This window comes from Acidovorax sp. 62 (assembly GCF_002754495.1).
Classification (GTDB): domain Bacteria; phylum Pseudomonadota; class Gammaproteobacteria; order Burkholderiales; family Burkholderiaceae_C; genus Acidovorax.
In genome coordinates this window covers 4446468-4470448 of sequence record NZ_PEFJ01000001.1, presented here as the reverse complement: position 1 = coordinate 4470448, position 23981 = coordinate 4446468, and the positions used below count along the sequence as shown (strand labels likewise).

The following is a 23981-nucleotide window of genomic DNA, read 5'->3' as shown; positions in this document are numbered from 1 at the left end:
AAGCCCCCCTGAGTCGCCTGCGGCGCCTTCCCCCGAGGGGGACGCCACCGGTGGCCGGGCAAAGCCCGCTCCACGGTGGCACTGGCAAGTGCGCGCCCAATGCGGGCTTTTCTTTTTGATCCTTCTTCCTTTATTGCCATGCCAAGCACCAACCCCCGCAACTACGACGCCACCCCTTCCCGCAAAGTCGCCTTCCTGGGCTTGGGGGTGATGGGCTACCCCATGGCTGGCCACCTTGCGCTGGCGGGGCATGAGGTGACGGTTTACAACCGTACCGCTACAAAATCCATAGCTTGGTGCGCTGAATACGCAGGCGCCAAGGCCCCAAAACATGCTGCAACCCCGCTGGAGGCGGCGGCGGGTGCCGACATCGTGTTCTGCTGCGTGGGTAACGACAATGACCTGCGCTCCGTCACGCTGGGTGCGGATGGCGCCTTTGCAGGCATGCAGCCTGGGGCCATTTTTGTGGACCACACCACGGCATCTGCTGAAGTGGCGCGCGAGCTGTATGCAGCAGCCCAGGCACTGGGCCTGGCTTTTGTCGATGCCCCCGTGTCCGGCGGCCAAGCCGGTGCGCAAAACGGCCTGCTCACGGTGATGTGCGGTGGCGATACAGCGGCCTTTGAGGCCGTGCAACCCACGGCCATGGCGTTCTCGCGCGCATTCACCCTGCTGGGCACCAGCGGCGCGGGGCAACTGGCCAAGATGGTCAACCAGATCTGCATCGCGGGCCTGGTGCAAGGCCTGTCTGAGGCCGTGGCCTTTGGTCAAAACGCGGGGCTGGACATGAAGCAGGTGCTGGACGTGATTGGCAAGGGCGCCGCGCAAAGCTGGCAAATGGACAACCGTGGCAAGACCATGGTGGACGACAAGTTCGACTTCGGCTTTGCCGTGGACTGGATGCGCAAGGACCTGGGGCTGGTGCTGGATGAGGCCAAGCGCAATGGCTCACGTCTGCCCGTCACTGCCTTGGTGGACCAGTTCTATGCCGATGTGCAAAAAATGGGGGGCCAGCGCTGGGACACCTCCAGCCTAATCAAGCGCCTGAAATAAACACCCCCCGGTGTGCTGCCAGAGCGCACCATGCGGGGCGGGCACCACGCCCCGCAGGCCTGCGCGGGCTAGGCAGCCCAGCAGCGGCCAGGCCCGCCCACAAGGCGCGGGGCCTGTGGGCTTAATAAAACCGCTGCGTCAGTTGCGAGGGTACGAGGGCGCTGGCGCATCCTGAATCACCGGTGCCGGGGCGATGTTGCGCAGCTCGTCCTCGGTGAGTGTTTCAAACACACGCACCACCTTGTTCACACCGCTCACGCCGCGTGCAATCTCGGTGGCGCGCTGCGCTTCGCGCGGGGTGACACGGCCCATCATGTAGACGATGTTGCGCTCCGTCACCACCTTGAAGGCGTTGGCAGACAGGTCTTTGGCGTCCACCAGGCTGGCGCGCACCTTGCCAGTGATGAAGGTGTCGTTGGAACGCTGGCCCAGGCTGGTGGTGGGCATTATGGCCAGGTCATTGACGACAGAGCGCACGTTCTCCACCCCCAGCACGATCTGCTCCACCCGCTGGCGGTCTTGCGCACTGGGCACTTCCCCCGTCAGCAGCACCTGGCGATTGAAGCTGGTCACGTTGACATGGCCACGGTCACCCAGGGCCTCATTGAGGCGATTGGCCGAGCGCAGTTCAATGCCCTCGTCTTCGACTTGGGTGCCCGTTGTGCGACGGTCCACCGCCATCATGGTGCCCATCACGGCACCGCCCACCACCAGGGGGGCGCATGCCGACAGGCCTGCGGCCAGCGCGGTAGCGGCCAGCACAGTGCAAAGAGTGCGGTTCAAGGTTTGCTTCATAGAGGAATCTCCTGGTCACCAAGTAGTTGGGCGTCCACACCGTCGCTCAGGCAGTGCAGCACCAAGGCATGCACCTCACGCACGCGCGCAGCGCGGTCATGGGGCACACAGATCGATACGTCCGTTTCGCGCAGCACGGTGGCCAAGCGCCCCCCGGTGCGGCCTGTCAGCACGATGACGGTCATGTCACGTTCGTGCGCGGCCTCGGTGGCCGACAGCAGGTTGGCATCGTTACCCGACACCGACAGCGCCAACAACACATCACCGGCCTGGCCCAGGGCTCGCACTTGGCGCGCAAACTGCTGCGATGACATGTCAGGGGCGCTGGCCGACGCGGTGAGCAAGGTGCTGTCGGTCGTGAGGGCGAGAGCCGCCAGCTCGGGCCGGTCGCGCTCAAAGCCCGCAACGCACAAGGCGGCAAACTGTTGCGCTTCGGCGGCCGAGGGGCCGTTGCCACAGGCCAGCACTTTGCCCCCGCTGGTGACGCACGCCAAAATGGCCTGAACGGCCGAGGCGATGGGTTGGCTCAAGACTTGCGCGGCCTGGTATTTCAGGTCGGCGCTGTCGATGAAGTGTTGTTGGATGCGTTGCTCAAGCATGAGGGCCCGATGATACTCGGCGGGTGTTACATCTTTTGTAGCAAAGGGTTGCCACGGGTAGGGCATTCAGCCCCAGTGCTAAGCAGTGCGCGCCCACCCGCAAACCCCAACGGGCGGGCACGCACCTCACTGCGCATCAAAGGCCGCTTTGAGCCACTGCACCGAGTCTTCCAGCAGCACCGCATCAAACCGGCATGGCGGGGGCGATGCATAGCGCAGCAGGTAGTGGCGCGCGGCGTACACCACGCGCTGCTGCTTGGCAGCGCCAATGCTGGACGCCGCCCCACCAAACGCCCCGCTGCTGCGGCTGCGCACCTCCACAAAGACCACGGTGCCATCGCGTTCGCGCATGACCAAGTCGATCTCACCACCGCCGCGCCCGGGCGTCCGATAATTGCGCTCCAGCAGCTGCAAGCCCTGCGCCTGCAAATAGGCCAGTGCCCGGTCTTCGGCCACATTGCCGCGCTGGCGCGTAGTGCCCGCTGCAGGGCCAGACGCCACCGCAGCAACGCCCGCCAGAGCAGGCTTCACAGGCTTTTTTCCAAGGAATTTCATTGAGCGCATCTTTCGCAACAGCCCTGACCGCCGCACACGATGCGGCCGCTGCGCAGCATTATCCGCAGGGCGCGCTGTACGTCGTGGCCACACCCATCGGCAACCTGGCCGACATCACCCTGCGTGCACTGCATGTGCTGCAGTTGGCCGACACCGTGGCCTGTGAAGACACACGCCACACCCAAGCCCTGCTGCGCGCCTACGGCATCGACAAAAGCACGCACCAGTTGCTGGCCGTGCACCAGCACAACGAGGCTGAAGCTGCGCTGAACGTGGTGCAGCGCTTGCAGCAAGGCCAGCGTGTGGCCTATGTGAGCGACGCAGGCACGCCGGGCGTAAGCGACCCCGGCGCCCGCCTGGCGCAAGCGGTGCGCGAAGCAGGCCTGCGATCCGTCCCCCTGCCCGGCGCCAGCAGCATCACCACGGCGCTCAGTGCCGCAGGCGCGGTGGCCCACAGTGCAGAGCAAGGCGGCTTTGTGTTCGCGGGGTTCTTACCCGTCAAGCAGGCCGAACGCGCCGCCGCCGTGCAAGTACTGGCCGCAGAGCCCCGCTGCGTGGTGCTGCTGGAAGCCCCCCACCGCATTCAAGAACTGGCCGCCGCGCTGGCGCCGCTGGGCGAGCGCCCGGTAACGCTGGCGCGCGAGCTGACGAAGCAGTTCGAAGAAATCACCACCCAGCCCGCCCACGCCTTGACGGCATGGCTGGAAGGCGGCGCCCAGCGCTCACGCGGCGAATTTGTGGTGCTGCTGCACCCCGTGCCCGTGACCAGCGACAACAACGGCGAAAGCCTGCGCGTGCTGCGCCTGCTGCTGCAGGAACTGCCCCTGAAAACCGCTGTGCGCCTGGCGGCCGAAGTGACCGGGGCATCACGCAACGTGCTGTACGACACCGCCCTGGGCTGGAAGCGCGAGGCGGACGACGAAACGCCCTGAACATGGAGCCCCCCCCAACGCGCAGGGGCTCAAAAAACAAGCCAAAATAGCCTCTAGCGCTTGATTAATAAGCGCTAAAAGCTATATTTTTAATAGCAAATTTCAGTTACGGCGCAACGGCCAATCCCAAGGCCACGCCGCCAAACAGATCCCCCTCCACCTGCGCGGTGTCGGGGAAGGCCACGCGCAGCGCATGGCGCAACGGGCGCAAGGCCGACGAGCCCCCAGTGAGGTAGATGGCCTGCAAGTCGCTGGCCTGCAGCCCCGCCAGTTGCAGACACTGCTGGGCACATTGCACCACCTGGGCCAGCGGAGACGTCAAATGCTGCGCAAGCCCCTCAGGGCTGACGCCGGAGGCCAGCGCTGGTTCGATCCAGTCCAGCGCCACCGGGGCCATGGCATCGCTCACCGACGCGGCAATCTTGGCCTGCTCCATGGCATTGGCCAGCTTGTGGCCCAAGCGCTCGTTCAACACCGTCATCAAGCGTGCATGCAGTTGCTGGTTGGCGTAGTCGGTGCGCAGGTTCTGCGCATCGCGCAGCGCTTTGGGCGAATACAGCCACTGGATCAAGTGCCAGGTTGAGAGGTCAAAAAACACCCGGCTGGGCACCTCCCGCCCACTGGCCCCCAGGTGCCTGAAGCCCAGCAATGGCATCAACAGCTCCAGGCTCAGGCGGCGGTCAAAGTCCGTGCCGCCCACATGCACCCCGGTGGTGGCCAGCACATCGCTGAGGCGATCAGCCCGCTGCATGCGCCCAGGCCCCAGTCGCACCACCGTGAAGTCCGAGGTACCGCCGCCAATGTCCACCACCAACACCACGGCTTCGTGGTCAATGCGCTGCTCATAGTCCAGCGCCGCCGCAATGGGCTCCAGCTGAAACGACACGTTCTCAAACCCGGCATCCAGGGCCGCTTGCCGAAGCGCGTCTTCGGCCTGCTGGTCGCGGGTGGGGTCGTCGTCCACAAAGTGCACCGGGCGCCCCATCAGCACGCGCCCCGGCATGCCACCCAGCTCGGCCTGCGCCTTTTGCGCCAGCATGCGCAAAAAGAGGCTGATCACGTCCTGGTAGCTGATCAGCTGGTTGTGCACCGCCGTTTTGTCCTGCAGCAGCGCGCTGCCCAGCAGGCTCTTGAGCGAACGCATCAAGCGCCCCTCCGTGCCCTCCAGGTACTGCGCAATCGCATCGCGCCCAAAGTGCGTGCGCTGCTCCTCGGTGTTGAAAAACAAGGCCGTGGGCAAGGTGCGCGCATCGCCTTCGAGCGAAATCATGCGCGCGGGGCCGCTGCCTTGGCGTACCGACATGGCCGAGTTGGAGGTACCAAAGTCGATACCGAGCGTGACATCCTGCAGGAGAGCCATCTTGAACCGTTGCTGTAGCAGGGCAAGGCGCGCAAGGCGCCGCCCAAGATAGAGAGAAAGCCAACGCACCCAACGCCCGGGCCACGCGGACGCCTCAATGGGCAAGACCAGCATCGACACCGAGGGGGACGGGACCACAAGCCTGCACCGCGGAGCACGGCCAGCCGGCCGCAAAGGCCTGTGTAATGTAAAAAGCCCCTGATCTTTTGGATCAAGGGCTTTTTGATTTGGTGGCCTGGGACGGAATCGAACCGCCGACACAAGGATTTTCAATCCTCTGCTCTACCGACTGAGCTACCGGGCCTGAGCCTCAAATTATAGCCAGAGAATTTGCCCCCAAACGGCAAATTTCAAAATTAATTGCGTTTTCCGCGTCCCAGGTCTACGCCCAGCTGGCGCAGCTTGCGGTAAAGGTGAGTGCGCTCCAGCCCGGTTTTCTCTGCCACGCGCGTCATGGAGCCGCCTTCGCGTGCGAGGTGAAATTCAAAATACGCCTTCTCGAAACCATCGCGCGCTTCGCGCAAAGGGCGGTCCAGATCGAAGCCCTGGTGGGCATGGGGCCCACTGTCGCCCGCAGAGGCCACCACGATGGCCGCCATGGGCACCTGCGCGACATCCACCACGGACTGTAGCGACACCGAAGCCACCGCTGCAGGTGCTGCATGGCGCGCGCTGTTGCGGGCCAGGCCCTGCTCCACGGCCTTGAGCAGCTTTTGCATGGTGATGGGCTTTTCCAGGAAGGAGAACGCCCCGATGCGCGTGGCCTCCACGGCCGTGTCGATGGTGGCATGCCCGCTCATCATGATGACGGGCATGGTCAGCACGCCTGCGGCAGCCCACTCCTTGAGCAGCGAGACGCCATCGGTGTCGGGCATCCAAATGTCCAGCAGCACCAGATCGTACTGGTTGGCCAAACGGGCAGCGCGGGCTTGGGTGGCGTTTTCCGCCAGGTCCACGCTGTGGCCTTCATCGTTCAGGATTTCGGACAACAGGTCGCGAATACCAAGCTCGTCGTCGACCACCAGAATATTTGCCATGTGTATTTTGAAGCGCCAAGGAATGCTGCGGTACGGTGTCGCGGAGGACGCTCTGCACAACTGGAAGCCAGCAGCGGGCCCGGCAGACGGTGCGGCTTGGGCTGTGACTGCCCCCTGCTCCGACGGCGGGGCCAATGATGGCAAAGCGACACACCTGACTGCCCGAGGTGTGCACTAACACAGCCCGCAGGAGTTGTGCGGAGGCTTCCTAAGACGCCACCGCGGGTTCAGGGGCGAATGATAACGACACTTGCGCGCCACGCAACACATCGCCGTCCATGCGATTGGACAGGTCGATGCGGGCACCGTGCTCGTCGGCGATCTTTTTAACGACAGCCAAACCGAGCCCCGTGCCCCGGGCTTTGGTGGTGACGTAAGGTTCGAAAGCGCGCTGCAAAATGTGCGCCGGAAAGCCCGTTCCACTGTCAGAAATGGTCAGCCGCACCCGCCCCGATGTCTCACTCACACGGGTAGAAATGCGCACCAAAAACTCGTCCGATCGACCTTCCGCGCGCGCCTGCTCGGTGGCATCCTGGGCGTTTTGCAGCAGGTTGTGTACCACCTGGCGCAGTTGCTGCGCATCGCCTGCAATCCTCGGGCAACGCGGGTCCAGCTCGGCTTTCACGGGGACGGACGCGTTTTCTTCGCCATACAAATGCAAGACATCGGCAACCAGCGCATTGAGGTCCAAGGACTGCAACTCGGCGGCTGGCAGCCGGGCGTAATCACGGAACTCGTTGACCAACCTCTTCATCGCGTCCACCTGGTCCACGATGGTCTTGACCGACTTGGTGAGGATGGCCTGCTCGGGGGGCGGAACCTTGCCTGAGAGCTTCATTTCCAACCGTTCGGCAGACAGCTGGATGGGCGTCAGGGGGTTCTTGATTTCATGGGCCAGACGCCGAGCGACCTCGCCCCAAGCCTGCGCGCGCTGGGCTGAAACAATCTCCGAAATGTCGTCAAAAACCAACAGTTTGGTGCCATCGGGCAGCTCAGCCCCCCGCGCAACCAGGCTGGTTGCGTGCTGCCCAGCACCGGAAGACGATGCGTGCAGCTCAAACGGCTGCTGCCAATGGTCCAGCCCATGATGGTCACGGTCGCCCAAAAATGCGGCAAAGTGTCGCTCCACCGCTGCGGCAAACTCGGCCAGCCCCGGCACCTCAGACAATGGCCGCCCTTCGTAGGCGGCCATAGGGGCTCGCAAAATACGGGTAGCACCGGGGTTGGACGAGCGAATCAGGCCGTGCTCACCCAGCACGATGACGCCCGCAGTGAGGTTGTCCAGAATGGTCTGCAGCTTGGAGCGCGATGCGTCCACCTTGACCATGCTCTGCTCCACCGCCGTTCGGGCGTCGGCCAGTTGCTGCGTCATCAGGGCAAACGAGCGGGTGAGCCCCCCCAACTCATCTTTGCCTTGCAGCGCGGCCTTGGGGCTGAGGTTGCCGGCGGCCACCTCGCGCACGCCTTCGGCCAACACCAGCAGCGGCCGTGCCAGTTGATTGCCCAGCAACACGGCCAGCAGCACGGCCCCAAACACGGCCAGAAACAAACTGAGCGTGAGCGTGCCCACGTACATGCGCCGCAACCCCCCGCGCGCCAGGGCGCGCTCCTGGTATTCGCGATTGGCTTCCTGGACGTCAATGGCGTTGGACACCAAAGCCGGCGGCAACGGCAGGGTGGCCTGCAAAAAGCGCGGCTCGGTCAGCAAACCCAAGCCGGGGCTGGTGACCAACACCAACACCTTGACGCGGGCCATCTGCAGCGCAGCAGGGTCCGTCAGGTCATCCAGCCCTTCGATTTGGGTGACAGAGCGTTGGTCACGCACCGTGCGCAGCAAGCTACTGCTGGGGCGTTCCGGGTTCAGGTTGAAGCGGGATTGCCCAGCGCTGCCAATGGGCTGGCCTGTGGCATTCCAAAGCACCACATCGGTGGCACCCAGTTGATCACGGACCCGCTCTAGCATGAGCCCGGCCGACGTGCTGGACACCTGCGCCACCTGCGCGCTAGCGGTTCGCGTCTTGGCGGCCATGTCGGCGGCCTGCGACTCCAGCGACACCCGCGCCAGGTTGACCCCTGCCACCAGGGCACCCTCCACTTTCACATCGAACCAGCTCTCGATGGAGCGCGTGACGAACTGGTACGACACCACATAAATCAACACGCCGGGCAGCAGCCCCACCAGACCGAAGATGGCGGCCAGCTTGACCAGCAAACGGCTGCCAAAACGGCCCTTGCGCAACCGCAGGGTGAGCCGCACCGCGATCCACAGCAGCACCCCCAGCAGCAGCAGGGCCACCAGCACGTTCACGCCAAACAGCCAGGCGTAGTTGCGTTCGTACAAAGCGCGGTTGTTGGTGGCCAGCGTCAGCAAGAACAGCAGCACCATACTGATGGCCACCATAGTGGCGGCCCCTACCCCAACGGCCCAACGCACGGCCTTGGAGGCGCGGGCAGCGGTCGCGGCAGAGGCCGACGGAGCGGGGATGCTGCCCGATGCTGGCGAAGGCTGGCTCATGGCAGAGCGCGGGGCGCGATGCGCTGGATACGGGACACCAGCAGATTCCAGTCTGAGCGGCCCACGGCCCCAATCTGCAGGGGGCGTGGCAGCTGGGACATGTCGAGCCGAAAGCGCAGCTGCACGGTGTGCGCGGCATCAGGGTCGATCGCGTCGGCACTGCCAATGCGCCAGCGCGAAACCCGGCGCATGGCAGAAAGGGCCTCGTCCAGGTCATCAAAATTCTGCCCCAGCACCACCCCCAGGCCGCTATTGGTGAAGGGCACCGTCGAGGTGTTCAGGCGCCAGCGGCGGGTGAGCGGCTGGTAAGTGAGGCGCATGTAGCGTGTGGCTTCAGCCACCACGCGGTCCGACCAGTACCAACGGTCGCGCAGCACCTGGGCCTCCATCACGAAGAACATGGGAATCCCTTTGTTCAGGGCGTCCTCGGCCAGGTCCGGCAAACTGAAGTTCAAGGACGCGGCCAAATACAGCGCGTCATCGGCGCGCTCTACGCGCAGGCCAGGGGCCTCCGGCGCATCGGACTGCGCCATGACCGCTGCAGGCAGGGCAAACCACAGCGCCCAGCAGCACAGGAAAAGGCGCAGCCAACGAGCCAAGGGAGACTCATTGCGCTGATTTTTGCAACAGAGCGTAAAAAAATCCGTCGTGATCACCCAGTGGATTGTCCGGGACAGCCCCAGCCTTGTCCCCGATTCGGGGAATTAAATGACCCGGCGAGAGTAGCAATCGTGCGTCGGTGTTGTGTGTAAGAAACGTTTGCATCTGCGCATCGCCCTCGGTCTTGAAGACCGAACAGGTGCAGTACAACAGGCGCCCACCGGGCTTGAGCAGGGGCCACAGCGCGGCCAGGATGCGTGCCTGCAACTGCGCCAACTGGGCCACGTCCGACTCGCGGCGCAGCCAGCGCACATCCGGGTGGCGGCGCACAATGCCCGAGGCGGTGCACGGCGCATCCAGCAAGATGGCATCAAAGGGCTGCCCGCCGCACTGCGACGCCCACCAGTCCTGCGGCCGGGCCGCGTCGGCCACCAGCACCTGGGCCGACAACCCCAAACGGGCCAGCGTGCCATGGATGCGCTCGCTGCGGGCGGCATCCACCTCCAGCGCCGTGACCTGCAGAGCAGCGCCGGCAGGGGCGTGCTCAAGCAAATGCGCGGTTTTGCCTCCTGGCGCGGCGCAAGCGTCCAGCACCCGCAGGGGCTTCGTCAAATCCAGCCCCTGCAGCAGCAAAGGCGCCGCCTGCTGTGCGGCTGTGTCTTGCACAGACACCCAGCCGTCGGCAAAGCCCGGCAAAGCCTGCACAGGCACCGGCTGGGCCAGCTCCAGCCCATAGCTGCCCACTTCGATTGCTACCAAATTTATAGCTTCTAGCGCTTGTTGATATTGCGCTAGCGTGCATTTTTGTTGATTAACGCGCAAAGCCATGGGTGCGTGGGCGTTGTTGGCTTGCAGGATGCGTTCCCAGTCGCTGGGGTAATCCTGCTGCACCCGCCGAATCCACCAAGCCGGGTGATTCCAACGGGCCACGGGATCGGCATCGGTGGCGGCCACCAGGGCATCGCGCTCGCGCAGAAAGCGGCGCAGGCAGGCGTTGATGAACGAAGCCTGGCCCCGCGTGGCCTGCCCACGCTTGGCAGACTCCACCGCTTGGTTGACCAGGGTGAAAGGCTCGTAGGGTGCCGCCTGCGGGTCCCAGGCCAGGGCCAAGGCGGTGCACAGCAGCGCATCGGCGGCCGGTGGGGGCTTGCGGGCCACCAGTTGGCTGCGCAGGGCATCGGCCCGCCCCAATTGGCGCAGCACCTGAAACAGCAGCGCCTGCACCCCGGGGCGCAGACGGGGCTCCACCGCATCCACCGCCGCCGTTCCCGATTGCCCGCCGCGTATGGCCTGCAGCGCCTGGGCCACGGCCGTCAGCTGCTGCCACAGAGGCACGGGCACGCTTGCGCCAGAGGCCCCTCCTTGCGCGGACAAAGCGGGAGCTTTAGGCCGATCGGCCTTGGGTGCAGCGGCGGGGCGGGCGGGACGCGCAGGGCGTGAGGTGGGTGAGTTCATGGATTGGAGGAAAACAAAGCGGCACAGCAGGGCGCGCCATGGCAGGAGAAAAGGAGCCTTGCACACGCCCGCACACAACATGCAGGCACGCACAACATGGGTTCAAACGGCGAGTCGCCGGGGCACACCCAGCGGCGCCCATAGATACCCGCCTACAACGGTCTGAATCCCACCACACGGGCCAGCACGCTGGCGGGAAACTGGCAGATGGCACAAAGGTACGCCTGCGAAGCCTCTTCATAGCCCCGCTGCGCTGGCACCAGCAGCGCCTGCAGCTCGGCCCAGCGCGCCTGCCATGCGGCTACATCCCACTCAGAACCTGCAGCAGCCTGCATGGCATCGGCCCACGCATTTTGCAGCACCAGGCTCGCCTCTTGGGCACTGGCATGCGGCTCTTGTGCTGGCAAGGGGGCTTTGGCTGGCGACAAGGCTTTGTCCAATAGGTCGCTCGCAGCCAACAAGGCCTCAGTGTGCACCTCGGGAACACCGCCAGGCTCTTGGGACACAGGCAAAGCTGGCGTGGGTCCAGCGGCCACCCAATCGCGCGGCAACTGCGCGCACCGCTTTTGCAGCCCGCGCAAGTGCACACCAGCGGCTTGCGCGGCGGACTTCAGGCGAACCAGACGGTTATAGGCCCCCAGTGACCAAAACACCAAGACAGCAACCAATATCCAGAACAGGGGGGACGACCACATACACCAGAGCTTGGCACCACCCCTTCAGGCGCGACGCGGGACAAGCAAATAAAAAGGTAAAGAGGGCAAACAGACAAAGCGGCGCGCCCATGAAAAACGCTCCCGGCCCGCCGGGAGGCAGGACGGGAGCGTTTTAGACGGCGCCCAAAGGCTTAGTCTGCAGCGGCGTCAGAGGCAGACACGCTGCTTTCTGATTCTGGCTCGTCCGCAGAGGCAGCCATTTCAGCCGCTTCGGCTTCGGCGATGGCGCGGCGCTCGGCGTCGTCCATGGCGTCCTTGGCCTTGCGTGCCTGGTGGTAAGCCATGCCGGTACCGGCAGGGATCAGGCGGCCCACGATCACGTTTTCCTTCAGACCGCGCAGCTCGTCCTTCTTGCCCATGATCGCGGCTTCGGTCAGCACGCGGGTGGTTTCCTGGAAGGAAGCGGCCGAGATGAACGAGTCGGTGGACAGCGAAGCCTTCGTGATACCCAGCAGCAAGTTGCTGTAGGTCGCAGTGATCTTGCCTTCGGACTGAAGTGCATCGTTGGTGTTCAGGATCTCGGAGCGCTCGACCTGTTCACCGCTGATGTAGTTGGATTCACCGACGTTCTCGACCACCACACGGCGCAGCATCTGGCGAACAATCACTTCAATGTGCTTGTCGTTGATCTTCACGCCTTGCAAGCGGTACACGTCCTGCACTTCGTCCACGATGTAGCGCGACAGCTCTTCGATGCCCAACAGGCGCAGGATGTCTTGTGGGTCGGCGGGGCCGTCCACAATCGATTCGCCCTTGTTGACCACTTGGCCTTCGTGCACCAGGATGTTCTTTTCCTTGGGCACGAGCTCTTCCCACACCTTGCCTTCGGGGTCGGTGATTTGCAAGCGGACCTTGCCCTTGGTTTCCTTACCGAACGAAATGGTGCCGGTCATTTCTGCCAGCGTGCCCTTGTCCTTCGGAGTGCGGGCTTCGAACAGTTCGGCCACACGGGGCAGACCGCCGGTAATGTCGCGGGTCTTCTGACCTTCGACCGGGATACGGGCCAGCACTTCGCCGGGGCCCACGTCCTGGCCATCGCGCACCTGGATCAGCGCACCCACCTGGAAGCCGATGGTCACCGAGTGGTCGGTGCCAGGGATCTTCACTTCTTGGCCTTGGGCGTCGATCAGCTTCACTTGGGGGCGGACGACCTTGGCAGCGCCACGGCGCTTGGGGTCGATCACCACCAGAGTGGACAAGCCGGTCACTTCATCAACCTGCTTGGCAACGGTGAGGCCTTCTTCGACGTTCTCGAACTTGGTCTGACCGGCGAACTCGGTGATGATGGGGCGCGTCAGCGGATCCCAGTTGGCGAGGATGGTGCCAGCCTTGATGGTCTGGTCAGCCTTCACCGTCAGGGTTGCACCGTAAGGCACCTTGTGGCGCTCACGCTCGCGGCCATGCTCGTCGTGGATGATGATTTCACCCGAACGCGCAATCACCACCAGTTCACCCTTGGTGTTGCTCACGTAGCGCATCGTGGCGTTGAAGCCGATCACGCCGTTGGACTTGGCTTCCACGCTCGAAGCGATGGCGGCACGCGAAGCAGCACCACCGATGTGGAACGTACGCATGGTCAGCTGCGTGCCGGGCTCGCCGATGGACTGGGCAGCGATCACACCCACGGCTTCGCCGAGGTTGATCAAACCGCCACGGCCCAAGTCGCGGCCATAGCACTTGGCGCACAGGCCGAAGCGTGTTTCGCAGGTCAGGGCTGTGCGCACCTTCACTTCGTCCACGCCCACTGCCTCGATCTCTTCGATCAGGTCTTCCTCCAGCATCGTGCCCGCAGGGATCAGGACCGAGCGGTTTTCGGGGTGCAGCACATCTTCCGCTGCCGTGCGGCCGAGGATACGGTCACGCAGCGATTCGATCACTTCACCGCCTTCAACGATGGCGCGCATCAGCGAGCCATTGGAAGTGCCGCAATCCTCTTCGGTCACCACCAAGTCCTGCGTCACGTCCACCAGGCGGCGGGTCAGGTAACCGGAGTTGGCCGTCTTCAGCGCCGTGTCGGCCAGACCCTTACGGGCACCGTGGGTGGAGATGAAGTACTCCAACACGTTCAGACCTTCGCGGAAGTTCGCGGTGATAGGCGTTTCAATGATCGAGCCGTCTGGCTTGGCCATCAGACCCCGCATACCGGCCACCTGACGGATCTGGGCTGCAGAGCCACGGGCGCCGGAGTCGGCCATCATGTAGATGGAGTTGAAGGATTCCTGGTCCACCTCGTTGCCGTGACGGTCCATCACCTTTTGCTTCGAGAGCTGGGCCATCATCACCTTGGACACGTCGTCACCGGCCTTGCCCCAGATGTCCACCACCTTGTTGTAGCGCTCGCCAGAGGTGACCAGACCGGAGACGTACTGCTGCTCGATCTCTTTCACTTCCTTTTCGGAGCGCTCAATGATGCCGGCCTTTTGTGGAGGCACCAGCATGTCATCGATACAGATGGAGATACCAGCGCGGGTGGCCAGACGGAAGCCGTTTTGCAGCAGCTTGTCGGCAAACACCACCGTCTCCTTCAGACCGCACTTGCGGAAGGACACGTTGATCAGGCGCGAGATTTCCTTCTTCTTGAGCGCCTTGTTCATGTTGGAGAACGGCAGGCCCTTTGGCAGGATCTCGGACAGCAGTGCGCGGCCCACAGTGGTTTCCACCAACGAGGTCGAGGGCACAAATTCGCCCGTGGCCTTGTCCTTGGTCCACTCGGTCATGCGCACCGTGATCTTGGCAGCCAGCTCGACTTGGCCAGCGTCCAGGGCACGCTGCACTTCACCGGTGTCGGCGAACACCAGGCCTTCGCCCTTGCCGTTGATACGGTCACGGGTGGCGTAGTACAGGCCCAGCACCACGTCCTGCGAAGGAACGATGGAAGGCTCGCCCGAGGCGGGGAACAGCACGTTGTTGGAGGCCAGCATCAGAGTGCGAGCTTCCATCTGCGCTTCCACCGACAGCGGGACGTGGACAGCCATCTGGTCACCGTCGAAGTCGGCGTTGAAGGCCGCGCAGACGAGGGGGTGCAGCTGGATGGCCTTGCCTTCGATCAGGATGGGCTCAAAGGCCTGGATGCCCAAACGGTGCAGCGTAGGCGCACGGTTCAGCATCACGGGGTGCTCTTTGATGACCTCTTCCAGGATGTCCCACACCACGGGGGTGCCGGATTCGACTTCCTTCTTGGCGGCCTTGATCGTCGTCGCGATGCCCATGGCTTCCAGGCGCGAGAAGATGAAAGGCTTGAACAGTTCCAGCGCCATCAGCTTGGGCAGACCGCACTGGTGCAGCTTGAGCGTTGGGCCCACGGTAATCACGGAACGACCGGAATAGTCCACGCGCTTGCCCAGCAAGTTCTGGCGGAAACGGCCCGACTTGCCCTTGATCATGTCGGCCAGCGACTTCAAGGCACGCTTGTTGGCGCCCGTCATGGCCTTGCCACGGCGGCCGTTGTCCAGTAGCGAGTCGACGGCTTCCTGCAGCATCCGCTTTTCGTTGCGGGCGATGATTTCAGGGGCCTTCAGCTCGAGCAGACGGCGCAGACGCGAGTTGCGGTTGATGACGCGGCGGTACAGGTCGTTCAGGTCGGAGGTCGCGAAGCGGCCGCCGTCCAGCGGCACCAGCGGACGCAGGTCCGGGGGCAGCACGGGCAGCACTTCGAGCACCATCCACTCGGGCTTGATGCCCGACTTCTTGAAGGCTTCGAGCACCTTCAGGCGCTTGGCGTTCTTCTTGACCTTGACTTCGGAGCCGGTCAGGTCACCGCGCAGGCGTTCGATCGACAGGTCGATATCGATGGATTCCAGCAGGTCCTTGATGCCTTCGGCGCCCATCTTGGCGATGAACTCGTCGCCGTATTCCTTGCGCTTGGCGTCGTAGTCGTCCTCGGACATGATGCTGAACTTCTTCAGCGGGGTCATGCCGGGGTCGGTCACCACATAGGCTTCAAAGTACAGCACGCGTTCGATGTCGCGCAGCGTCATGTCGAGCACCAGGCCCAGACGCGATGGCAGCGACTTCAGGAACCAGATGTGGGCGCAAGGCGCGGCCAGATCGATGTGGCCCATGCGCTCGCGGCGCACCTTGGTCTGCGTGACTTCAACGCCGCACTTCTCGCAGATCACACCGCGGTGCTTCAAACGCTTGTACTTGCCGCACAGGCATTCGTAGTCCTTGATGGGGCCGAAGATCTTGGCGCAGAACAGACCGTCGCGCTCGGGCTTGAACGTGCGGTAGTTGATGGTTTCAGGCTTCTTCACTTCGCCGAAAGACCACGAACGGATCTTTTCGGGCGAAGCCATGCCGATGCGGATGGCATCGAAGTGCTCGTCCGGCGTGAATTGCTTGAACAGGTCGAGTAGCGATTTCATAGTGACTCTTTCCTTTTCTGCTTAGGAGCGTTCCAGCTCGATGTCCAGGCCCAGCGAACGGATTTCCTTGACCAGCACGTTGAACGATTCCGGCATGCCGGCTTCGATGGCGTGTTCGCCCTTGACGATGGATTCGTACACCTTGGTACGGCCCACCACGTCGTCGGACTTCACGGTCAGCATTTCCTGCAACACATAGGCGGCGCCGTAAGCTTCCAGCGCCCACACTTCCATTTCCCCGAAACGCTGGCCACCGAACTGCGCCTTACCACCCAGCGGCTGCTGCGTGACGAGCGAGTAAGGACCGGTCGAACGGGCGTGCATCTTGTCGTCCACCAAGTGGTGCAGCTTCAGGTAGTGCATGTAGCCGATGGTGGTGGGACGCTCAAAGCGGTCACCCGTGCGGCCATCGTGCAGGTATGCCTGCGTGCGGGTCGGTGTCAGGCCCTTGCGTGCGGCGATGTCATCAGGGTATGCAATCTTCAGCATGTCCTTGATTTCTTCTTCCGAAGCACCGTCGAACACGGGGGTTGCGTAAGGCACGCCCGAAGTCAGGTTCTGCGCCATAGCCACCAGCTCGTCGTCAGACAGCTGCGACAGGTCTTCCTTGCGGCCACGGGAGTTGTAGACCTCTTCCAGGAAGGTGCGCAGCTCAGAAGCCTTGGCCTCTTCCTGCAGCATGTCGCCCAGGCGTTGGCCAATGCCCTTGCCGGCCCAGCCCAAGTGGACTTCCAGCACCTGACCAATGTTCATCCGCGAAGGCACGCCCAGCGGGTTCAGAACGATGTCGGCAGGGGTGCCGTCGGCCATGTAAGGCATGTCTTCAACGGGCACGATCTTGGAGACCACACCCTTGTTACCGTGGCGGCCGGCCATCTTGTCGCCAGGCTGCAGGCGGCGCTTGACGGCCAGGTACACCTTGACCATCTTGAGCACGCCAGCAGGCAGCTCGTCACCTTGCGTGAGCTTCTTGCGCTTTTCTTCAAAAGCCAGGTCGAAGCTGTGGCGGGTTTGCTCCAGCGCGTTCTTGATGGATTCGAGCTGGGTGGCGACTTCGTCTTCGGCAGGACGGATGTCGAACCAGTGGAATTTTTCCACCGACGACAGGTACGCCTTGTCGAGCTTGGTGCCCTTGGCCAGTTTTTGCGGGCCACCGTTGGCCACGCGGCCGGTCAGCAGCTTTTCGATACGGTCAAACGCGTCAGCTTCCACGATACGCAGCTGGTCGTTCAGGTCCAGACGGAAGCGCTTGAGTTCATCGTCGATGATCTGCTGAGCACGCTTGTCACGCTGGATGCCTTCACGGGTGAACACCTGCACGTCGATCACGGTGCCCGACGAGCCCTGGTCCACGCGCAACGAGGTGTCCTTCACGTCGGAAGCCTTCTCGCCGAAGATGGCGCGCAACAGCTTCTCTTCAGGTGTGAGGGTGGTTTCGCCCTTGGGCGTGACCTTGCCGACCAGCGTATCGCCGGGTTGCACTTCTGCACCCACGTAGATGATGCCGGACTCGTCCAGACGGTTGAGTTGCTGTTCCGACAGGTTCGGAATGTCGCGCGTGATTTCTTCCGCACCCAGCTTCGTGTCACGGGCCATCACGACCAGTTCTTCGATGTGGATCGAGGTATAGCGGTCTTCCGACACCACGCGCTCGGAGATCAGGATCGAATCCTCGAAGTTGTAGCCGTTCCAGGGCATGAAGGCGATCAGCATGTTCTGGCCGATCGCGATTTCGCCAAAGTCCGTCGATGCGCCGTCGGCCACCACGTCACCCTTGACCAGCTTGTCACCCTTCTTCACGATGGGACGCTGGTGGATGTTGGTGTTCTGGTTGGAACGCTGGTACTTGATGAGGTTGTAGATGTCCACACCTACTTCACCGGCCACAGCTTCGTCGTCATTCACGCGCACCACAATGCGGGTCGCATCGACGTAGTCCACCACACCACCACGGGTGGCCGTGACCACAGTGCCCGAATCCACAGCGGCCACGCGCTCGATACCGGTACCCACCAGTGGCTTCTCAGGACGCAGCACAGGCACAGCCTGGCGCGACATGTTGGCGCCCATCAACGCGCGGTTCGCGTCATCGTGCTCCAGGAATGGCACCAGCGAGGCAGCCACCGACACGATCTGAGCGGGCGACACGTCCATGTACTGCACTCGGTCCGCGCCGCACAGGATGGATTCACCCTTTTCACGGGCAGACACCAGATCACCGGTGAGGCGACCATCCTTGTCGAGCTGCGCGTTCGCCTGAGCGATCACGTACTTGCCTTCTTCAATGGCCGACAGGTAGTCGATTTCGTTGGTGATCTTGCCGTCCACAACGCGGCGGTAAGGCGTCTCGATGAAGCCGTACTCGTTCAAGCGGGCGTACAAAGCCAGCGAGTTGATCAGACCAATGTTTGGACCTTCAGGCGTCTCAATTGGGCAAACGCGACCGTAGTGGGTCACGTGCACGTCACGCACTTCAAAGCCTGCGCGCTCACGGGTCAAACCGCCTGGGCCCAGAGCGGACACACGGCGCTTGTGCGTGATTTCGGCCAGCGGGTTGGTCTGGTCCATGAACTGCGACAGCTGGGATGCGCCGAAGAATTCCTTCAGAGCAGCCGAAATCGGCTTGCTGTTGATCAGGTCATGGGGCATCAGAGGCTCTTGCTCGGCCTGGCCCAGACGCTCCTTCACGGCCTTCTCGATACGTGCCAAGCCTGTGCGGTACTGGTTTTCGGCCAGTTCGCCCACGCAACGCACGCGGCGGTTCCCCAAGTGATCAATGTCATCGACTTCGCCGTTGCCATTGCGCAGGTCCACCAAAATCTTGACCACAGCCAGGATGTCTTCGTTGGACAGCACCATGGGACCGGTGGATTCGTCGCGGCCAATCTTGGCGTTGAACTTCATGCGGCCCACGCGCGACAGGTCGTACGTGTCGGGGTTGTAGAACAGGCGCTGGAACAGGGCCTGCACTGCGTCTTCGGTGGGTGGCTCGCCAGGGCGCATCATGCGGTAGATGGCCACGCGGGCGGCAAACTCGTCCACGGTTTCATCGATGCGCAGGGTCTGCGAGATGTAGGCGCCTTGGTCCAGTTCATTGGTATAGATGACCTGGAGGTCCTGCACGCCGGCAGAGCGCAGCTTCTTGAGCAACGCTTCGGTCAACTCTTCATTGGCCTTGGCGATGATTTCGCCGGTATCGGCATCAACGATGTTGCGGGCAACGACGCGACCAATCAGGAAGTCTTCGGGCACGCTGATGTGCGTGGTGCCCGATTGTTCCAGTTCACGCGTGTGGCGGGCCGTAACGCGCTTGTCCTTGGCCACAACGACCTTGCCGGACTTGTCGGTGATGTCAAAGCGAGCCACTTCACCACGCAAACGCTCGGACACAAACTCCATTTGTGCGCCGCTGTCCATCAGACGGAAATTGTCATTGACGAAGAAGTTCGCCAGGATGGATTCAGGGTTCAGGCCAATGGCCTTGAGCAGCGTCGTAACCGGCATCTTGCGACGGCGGTCCACACGGAAGTACAAGATGTCCTTGGGGTCGAACTCGAAATCCAGCCACGAGCCACGGTACGGAATGATGCGTGCCGAGAACAGCAGCTTGCCGGAACTGTGGGTCTTGCCCTTATCGTGCTCAAAAAACACGCCAGGCGAACGATGCAGCTGAGACACGATCACGCGCTCAGTGCCGTTGATGATGAACGAGCCCTTGTCAGTCATCAGGGGCACTTCGCCCATGTAGACCTCTTGCTCTTTCACTTCCTTCACCACCTTGGACTGCGAAGTCGAGGACTCGCGGTCATAGATGATCAGCTGCACTTTGGCGCGCACGGCCGAAGCAAAAGTCAAGCCCCGAGTCTGGCATTCACGCACGTCAAATGCGGGCTTGGCCAAGTTGTACTCAATGAACTTCATCTCGACAAAACCATTGTGCGAGACGATAGGGAAGGCTGCATCAAAAGCAGCCTGCAAACCTTCTATGGTCCTCTTTTGAGGTGCTTTATCTGCCTGCAGGAAGGCGGTGTATGCGTCCTTCTGCATCTGCAGCAGATAAGGAACTTCCAGCACGCTGTCGCGGCTGCCGAAACTTTTGCGAATTCGCTTGCGTTCGGTATAGGAATAGGCCATGAGATCTCCGGGCAAAGACATGAGTCCTGGGTCTTCGACGACTGACCCGCAAGGTGCTTTCCTTTGCGGGCTTGGCGGTTGGCCACTACCAACCATGGCGGACGGCGATGCATTGCACATCACCCGAACCAAGGTATCTTCTGCTGTCGGGGTTGTCAGAAGACACTCGAAATTCAACTCACTGCAGACTCATAACGCCCTGCATCAAGTCACTTTTCGGGTGCGCTCTGAAAGCGCCAAAGGCTGGAGGCCCTTGAGGAGCACTCCAGCCCTTGAAAGAGACCGAATTACTTCAGTTCAGCCTTGGCACCGGCTTCCACCAGCTTCTTGACTGCGGCTTCAGCGTCAGCCTTGGCAATAGCTTCCTTGACGTTCTTTGGAGCGCCGTCCACCAGATCCTTGGCTTCCTTGAGGCCCAGGCCGGTGATTTCGCGCACTGCCTTGATGACGGAAACCTTGTTGGCGCCAGCGTCAGTCAGCACCACATTGAATTCTGTCTTTTCTTCAGCAGCAGCAGCGCCAGCGCCACCACCAGCGGCAGCAGGAGCAGCCATGGCTGCAGCGCTCACGCCAAACTTCTCTTCAATGGCCTTCACCAGGTCATTGAGTTCCAGAACCGTCATGCTGTCCAGAGCGGTCAAAAATGCGTCTTTATCGAATGCCATTTTTATTTCCTAACAATTAGTTGGTTGTCTGTCGGGCTATCAAGCCGCAACAGGTTCGGCGGCCGTTTCGGCTGCGCCTTCGCCTTTTTTCGCCGCCAGCGCGCCCAGCACAACGGCTGTACGCGACATGGGGGACATAAGCAAGCCACAAATCTGAGCCAGCAAAACTTCCTTGGAAGGAATGTTGGCCAGTTGCTTAACGCCGTTGACATCCAGGGCTTTGCCACCGAAAGCGCCACCGCGAATCACCAACTTGTCGTTGGTTTTCGCGAAATCGGCCACCACCTTAGCGGCAGCCACAGCGTCTTCGGAGAAGCCATAGATCAGCGGACCGGTCATCTGGTCGGCCACAACGTCAAATGCGCTACCAGCCACAGCACGGCGAGCCAGGGTGTTCTTCAGAACACTCAGGGTGACGCCCTTGCTGCGTGCATCAACGCGCAGTTTGGTCATGTCGGCGACCGTGATGCCACGGTATTCCGCGATCACGAGCGTTTGAGCTTTAGCGGCGAGGCTGGTCACTTCACTGATGACCGCTTCTTTCTCACTGCGATTAAGACTCAAGGTCTACTCCTTAAAATGCGCACTCGGCGATGGCCTTGTGCGCGCTCTTGTTGCAGCGACCAACTGTTTTGGAAAATTTCCATCTGCAGCGGGATCGCCATCTGCGTTGGCACCATCTCTGGCTTTAAGCGCGAGTAACTCACACACCAACGGTCTTGGATGGCCTGAAGCTACCGAGGTAGCCTCAGCCCACCACATCAATCTCGCCCGAAGACAAGATTGAAGATTTTTTGCAATTACGCTGCGATGGTTTGCGTATCCACGCGGACACCCAAGCCCATCGTGGAGGACACAGCCACCTTGCGCAGGTACAGACCCTTGCTGGTAGCTGGCTTGGCCTTGTTAAGGGCTTCAATCAGCGCAGCCAGGTTGCCTTGCAGCTTTTCGTTGTCGAACGAACGGCGACCGATCGTGCTGTGCACGATACCAGCCTTGTCGACACGGAATTGCACTTGACCCGCCTTGGCGTTCTTCACAGCCGTAGCGACGTCAGGCGTCACGGTACCCACCTTGGGGTTAGGCATCAGGCCACGTGGACCCAGGATCTGGCCCAGCGTACCCACAACGCGCATGGCGTCAGGGGCAGCAATCACCACGTCGAAAGGCATGTCGCCGGCCTTGACCATGGCGGCCAAGTCATCCATACCCACGATGTCGGCGCCAGCAGCCTTGGCTTCTTCAGCCTTGGCGCCTTGGGCGAACACGGCCACGCGAGTCGTCTTGCCGGTACCGTTAGGCAGCACCACAGCACCACGCACCACTTGGTCCGACTTCTTGGCATCAATGCCAAGTTGAACGGCCACATCGATGGATTCATCGAACTTGGCGGTAGCAGCTTCTTTCACGATTGCAACTGCTTCAGCGAAAGCGTACAGCTTGGTGCTGTCAACCTTGCCTTGCAGGGCTTTTTGCTTCTTTGTCAGCTTGGCCATTTTACAAACCCTCCACCGTCACGCCCATGGAGCGTGCAGAGCCAGCCAGCGTGCGCACAGCGGCGTCGACGTTGGCAGCGTTCATGTCCTTCAGCTTGGTCTTCGCGATCTCTTCAAGCTGTGCGCGAGTGATCTTGCCGACCTTGGTCTTCAAAGGGTTGGAAGAACCCTTCTCGAGCTTGATGGCCTTCTTGATCAGAGTCGTCGCAGGCGGCGTCTTGATGATGAAGGTGAAGCTCTTGTCCGCAAAAGCCGTGATGACCACGGGCAATGGCAGGCCTGGCTCGACGCCCTGGGTCTGCGCATTGAATGCCTTGCAGAACTCCATGATGTTGAGGCCACGCTGACCCAGTGCGGGGCCGATTGGTGGGGATGGATTGGCCTTACCTGCTGGGACTTGCAGCTTGATAAAACCGACGATTTTCTTCGCCATGCTTTGCTCCTTGCGGGTTGTAACGCCTGCCTATGCAACATGCACTAGCAGGCTCCCCGGGGGTTAACGACTCACCAAAACCTCTCGCACCGAGTCGAAAAATGCGAGGTATTTATTCCACTAGGCTCAGGTCTTTTCAACCTGTCCAAACTCCAATTCAACGGGTGTAGACCGGCCAAAAATCATCACAGAAACGCGCAGACGATTCTTTTCGTAGTTGACTTCTTCGACCGAGCCATTGAAGTCAGTGAATGGGCCTTCCTTGACCCGCACCAACTCACCCACCATGAATTCGACCTTGTGGCGTGGCTTGTCAGTGCCTTCCTGCATCTGGCTGACGATCTTTTGCACCTCGTCTTCCGAGATAGGCGCAGGCCGATTCTTGACCCCACCAACGAAACCCGTCACTTTGTTGGTGTGCTTCACCAAGTGCCAAGTGTCGTCGTCCATCACCATTTCAACAAAGACATACCCAGGAAAAAGACGCCGCTCGGTCGTCTTCTTCTGGCCATTTTTCATCTCAACCACTTCTTCAGTGGGGACGAGAATTCGGCCAAATTTGTCTTGCATGCCAGCGCGGCCGATGCGCTCGACAATGTTGCGCTCAACCGCCTTTTCCATGCCCGAATAGGCATGAACGATGTACCAACGCAAATCAGGATTAGAGGGCGTAGATGAAACGGGCGCACCGCCATCGGCCACCACTGCATCGGTTGTCATGACTTTCTCCATCCCAAAATGAGGTCGTAAAAGACCCATTCCAGCGTTTTATCCGTGAACCACAGAAACAAGGCCATGATGACCACAAAGGCAAAAACGTAAGCCGTTATTTGCAGTGTTTCTTTTCGGGTTGGCCAAACCACTTTTTTGACTTCGCGCCAAGCATCACGCGCAAATGCAACAAACTGGCGACCCGACTCAGAAACCAAGAAAACGCCCACAGCAGCCAACAGCCCGACAATCAGGACCGCCCACTGAGCGTATACACCTTGCTTTCCAAGCAAATAAAAACCAGCAATAGCAGCTAGCACCAAAGCAACAGCAGCAGCAAGCTTTGCTTTGTCCGCACCGGAACTTACGGTTTCAACCTGTGAGGCAGCCATGTTTGATACTTTCACTTCATTTCACACGGCATCACACAAGACACCGAAGCCCGCCAGATCCTGGCGGGCTTTGATTGAGCCACTTTAAGTGGCAGGGGCAGTAGGAATCGAACCTACAACCTTCGGTTTTGGAGACCGACGCTCTGCCAATTGAGCTATACCCCTATAC

General features: G+C 61.6%; 19 protein-coding genes and 2 tRNA genes. 2 read left to right on the top strand and 19 right to left on the bottom strand.

Annotated features, from left to right (window positions below; all coding sequences use genetic code 11):
* The first annotated feature begins 138 nt into the window (after positions 1-138).
* Positions 139-1053 carry an NAD(P)-dependent oxidoreductase gene (locus CLU86_RS20075; RefSeq protein WP_099742844.1) on the top strand — a complete coding sequence of 305 codons (915 nt, stop codon included), beginning with the start codon at positions 139-141 and terminating at the stop codon, positions 1051-1053.
* A gap of 138 nt (positions 1054-1191) precedes the next feature.
* On the opposite strand, the gene CLU86_RS20070 is transcribed toward CLU86_RS20075, so the two are convergent.
* The 3 genes from CLU86_RS20070 to CLU86_RS20060 all read right to left on the bottom strand — a co-directional run bounded on the left by CLU86_RS20070 (position 1192) and on the right by CLU86_RS20060 (position 3002).
* Positions 1192-1848 (bottom strand): BON domain-containing protein, encoded by a 657-nt coding sequence (locus CLU86_RS20070; RefSeq protein WP_099742843.1) that lies wholly within the window; start codon positions 1846-1848, stop codon positions 1192-1194.
* Positions 1845-2447, bottom strand: a complete 603-nt coding sequence (locus CLU86_RS20065; RefSeq protein ID WP_099657632.1) for an SIS domain-containing protein — start codon at positions 2445-2447, stop codon at positions 1845-1847. The genes CLU86_RS20070 and CLU86_RS20065 overlap by 4 nt, the downstream gene beginning before the upstream one ends.
* A 126-nt stretch (positions 2448-2573) precedes the next feature.
* Entirely contained in the window at positions 2574-3002 is a 429-nt protein-coding gene (locus tag CLU86_RS20060) for a YraN family protein (protein ID WP_099742842.1), read from the bottom strand.
* Here CLU86_RS20060 and rsmI point away from each other — a divergent pair.
* The gene (gene rsmI / locus CLU86_RS20055; RefSeq protein ID WP_099742841.1) at positions 3002-3934 is read left to right on the top strand and encodes a 16S rRNA (cytidine(1402)-2'-O)-methyltransferase; all 933 of its coding nucleotides are present in this window, start codon (positions 3002-3004) and stop codon (positions 3932-3934) included. The two genes, CLU86_RS20060 and rsmI, sit on opposite strands and share 1 nt — an antisense overlap.
* Before the next feature lie 106 nt (positions 3935-4040).
* Here rsmI and CLU86_RS20050 read toward each other — a convergent pair whose 3' ends face one another.
* The 16 genes from CLU86_RS20050 to CLU86_RS19975 all read right to left on the bottom strand — a co-directional run bounded on the left by CLU86_RS20050 (position 4041) and on the right by CLU86_RS19975 (position 23977).
* Entirely contained in the window at positions 4041-5294 is a 1254-nt protein-coding gene (locus tag CLU86_RS20050) for an Hsp70 family protein (RefSeq protein WP_099742840.1), read from the bottom strand.
* 228 nt (positions 5295-5522) lie between these two features.
* Positions 5523-5598, bottom strand: a tRNA-Phe gene (locus CLU86_RS20045).
* A 52-nt stretch (positions 5599-5650) separates the two neighbouring features.
* Positions 5651-6331: a response regulator gene (locus CLU86_RS20040; RefSeq protein ID WP_099657628.1), complete on the bottom strand. Its 681-nt coding sequence runs from the start codon at positions 6329-6331 to the stop codon at positions 5651-5653.
* A 208-nt stretch (positions 6332-6539) separates the two neighbouring features.
* On the bottom strand, positions 6540-8846 hold the full coding sequence (locus CLU86_RS20035; protein WP_099742839.1) for an ATP-binding protein: 2307 nt from the start codon (positions 8844-8846) through the stop codon (positions 6540-6542).
* Positions 8843-9379 carry a DUF4390 domain-containing protein gene (locus CLU86_RS20030; RefSeq protein ID WP_099743730.1) on the bottom strand — a complete coding sequence of 179 codons (537 nt, stop codon included), beginning with the start codon at positions 9377-9379 and terminating at the stop codon, positions 8843-8845. The genes CLU86_RS20035 and CLU86_RS20030 overlap by 4 nt, the downstream gene beginning before the upstream one ends.
* Positions 9380-9452: 73 nt before the next feature.
* Positions 9453-10901, bottom strand: a complete 1449-nt coding sequence (gene rsmB, locus CLU86_RS20025; RefSeq protein ID WP_099743729.1) for a 16S rRNA (cytosine(967)-C(5))-methyltransferase RsmB — start codon at positions 10899-10901, stop codon at positions 9453-9455.
* 152 nt (positions 10902-11053) lie between these two features.
* A complete protein-coding gene (locus tag CLU86_RS20020; protein ID WP_143226756.1) occupies positions 11054-11407 on the bottom strand; it encodes a hypothetical protein in 354 nt (117 codons plus the stop codon).
* A gap of 341 nt (positions 11408-11748) precedes the next feature.
* A complete protein-coding gene (rpoC, locus tag CLU86_RS20015) occupies positions 11749-15981 on the bottom strand; it encodes a DNA-directed RNA polymerase subunit beta' (protein WP_099657624.1) in 4233 nt (1410 codons plus the stop codon).
* 21 nt (positions 15982-16002) lie between these two features.
* Positions 16003-20115, bottom strand: a complete 4113-nt coding sequence (gene rpoB / locus CLU86_RS20010) for a DNA-directed RNA polymerase subunit beta (protein ID WP_099657623.1) — start codon at positions 20113-20115, stop codon at positions 16003-16005.
* Positions 20116-20402: 287 nt separating this feature from the next.
* Positions 20403-20780, bottom strand: a complete 378-nt coding sequence (gene rplL / locus CLU86_RS20005; RefSeq protein WP_099657622.1) for a 50S ribosomal protein L7/L12 — start codon at positions 20778-20780, stop codon at positions 20403-20405.
* 39 nt (positions 20781-20819) lie between these two features.
* Entirely contained in the window at positions 20820-21344 is a 525-nt protein-coding gene (rplJ, locus tag CLU86_RS20000) for a 50S ribosomal protein L10 (protein ID WP_056165010.1), read from the bottom strand.
* 236 nt (positions 21345-21580) lie between these two features.
* Entirely contained in the window at positions 21581-22276 is a 696-nt protein-coding gene (gene rplA / locus CLU86_RS19995) for a 50S ribosomal protein L1 (RefSeq protein ID WP_099657620.1), read from the bottom strand.
* A gap of 1 nt (position 22277) precedes the next feature.
* Positions 22278-22709: a 50S ribosomal protein L11 gene (gene rplK, locus CLU86_RS19990; protein WP_099657619.1), complete on the bottom strand. Its 432-nt coding sequence runs from the start codon at positions 22707-22709 to the stop codon at positions 22278-22280.
* 126 nt (positions 22710-22835) lie between these two features.
* A complete protein-coding gene (nusG, locus tag CLU86_RS19985) occupies positions 22836-23429 on the bottom strand; it encodes a transcription termination/antitermination protein NusG (protein WP_099657618.1) in 594 nt (197 codons plus the stop codon).
* Entirely contained in the window at positions 23426-23812 is a 387-nt protein-coding gene (secE, locus tag CLU86_RS19980; protein WP_099742837.1) for a preprotein translocase subunit SecE, read from the bottom strand. The genes nusG and secE overlap by 4 nt, the downstream gene beginning before the upstream one ends.
* A gap of 89 nt (positions 23813-23901) precedes the next feature.
* A tRNA-Trp gene (locus CLU86_RS19975) sits at positions 23902-23977 on the bottom strand.
* Positions 23978-23981 lie beyond the last annotated feature (4 nt).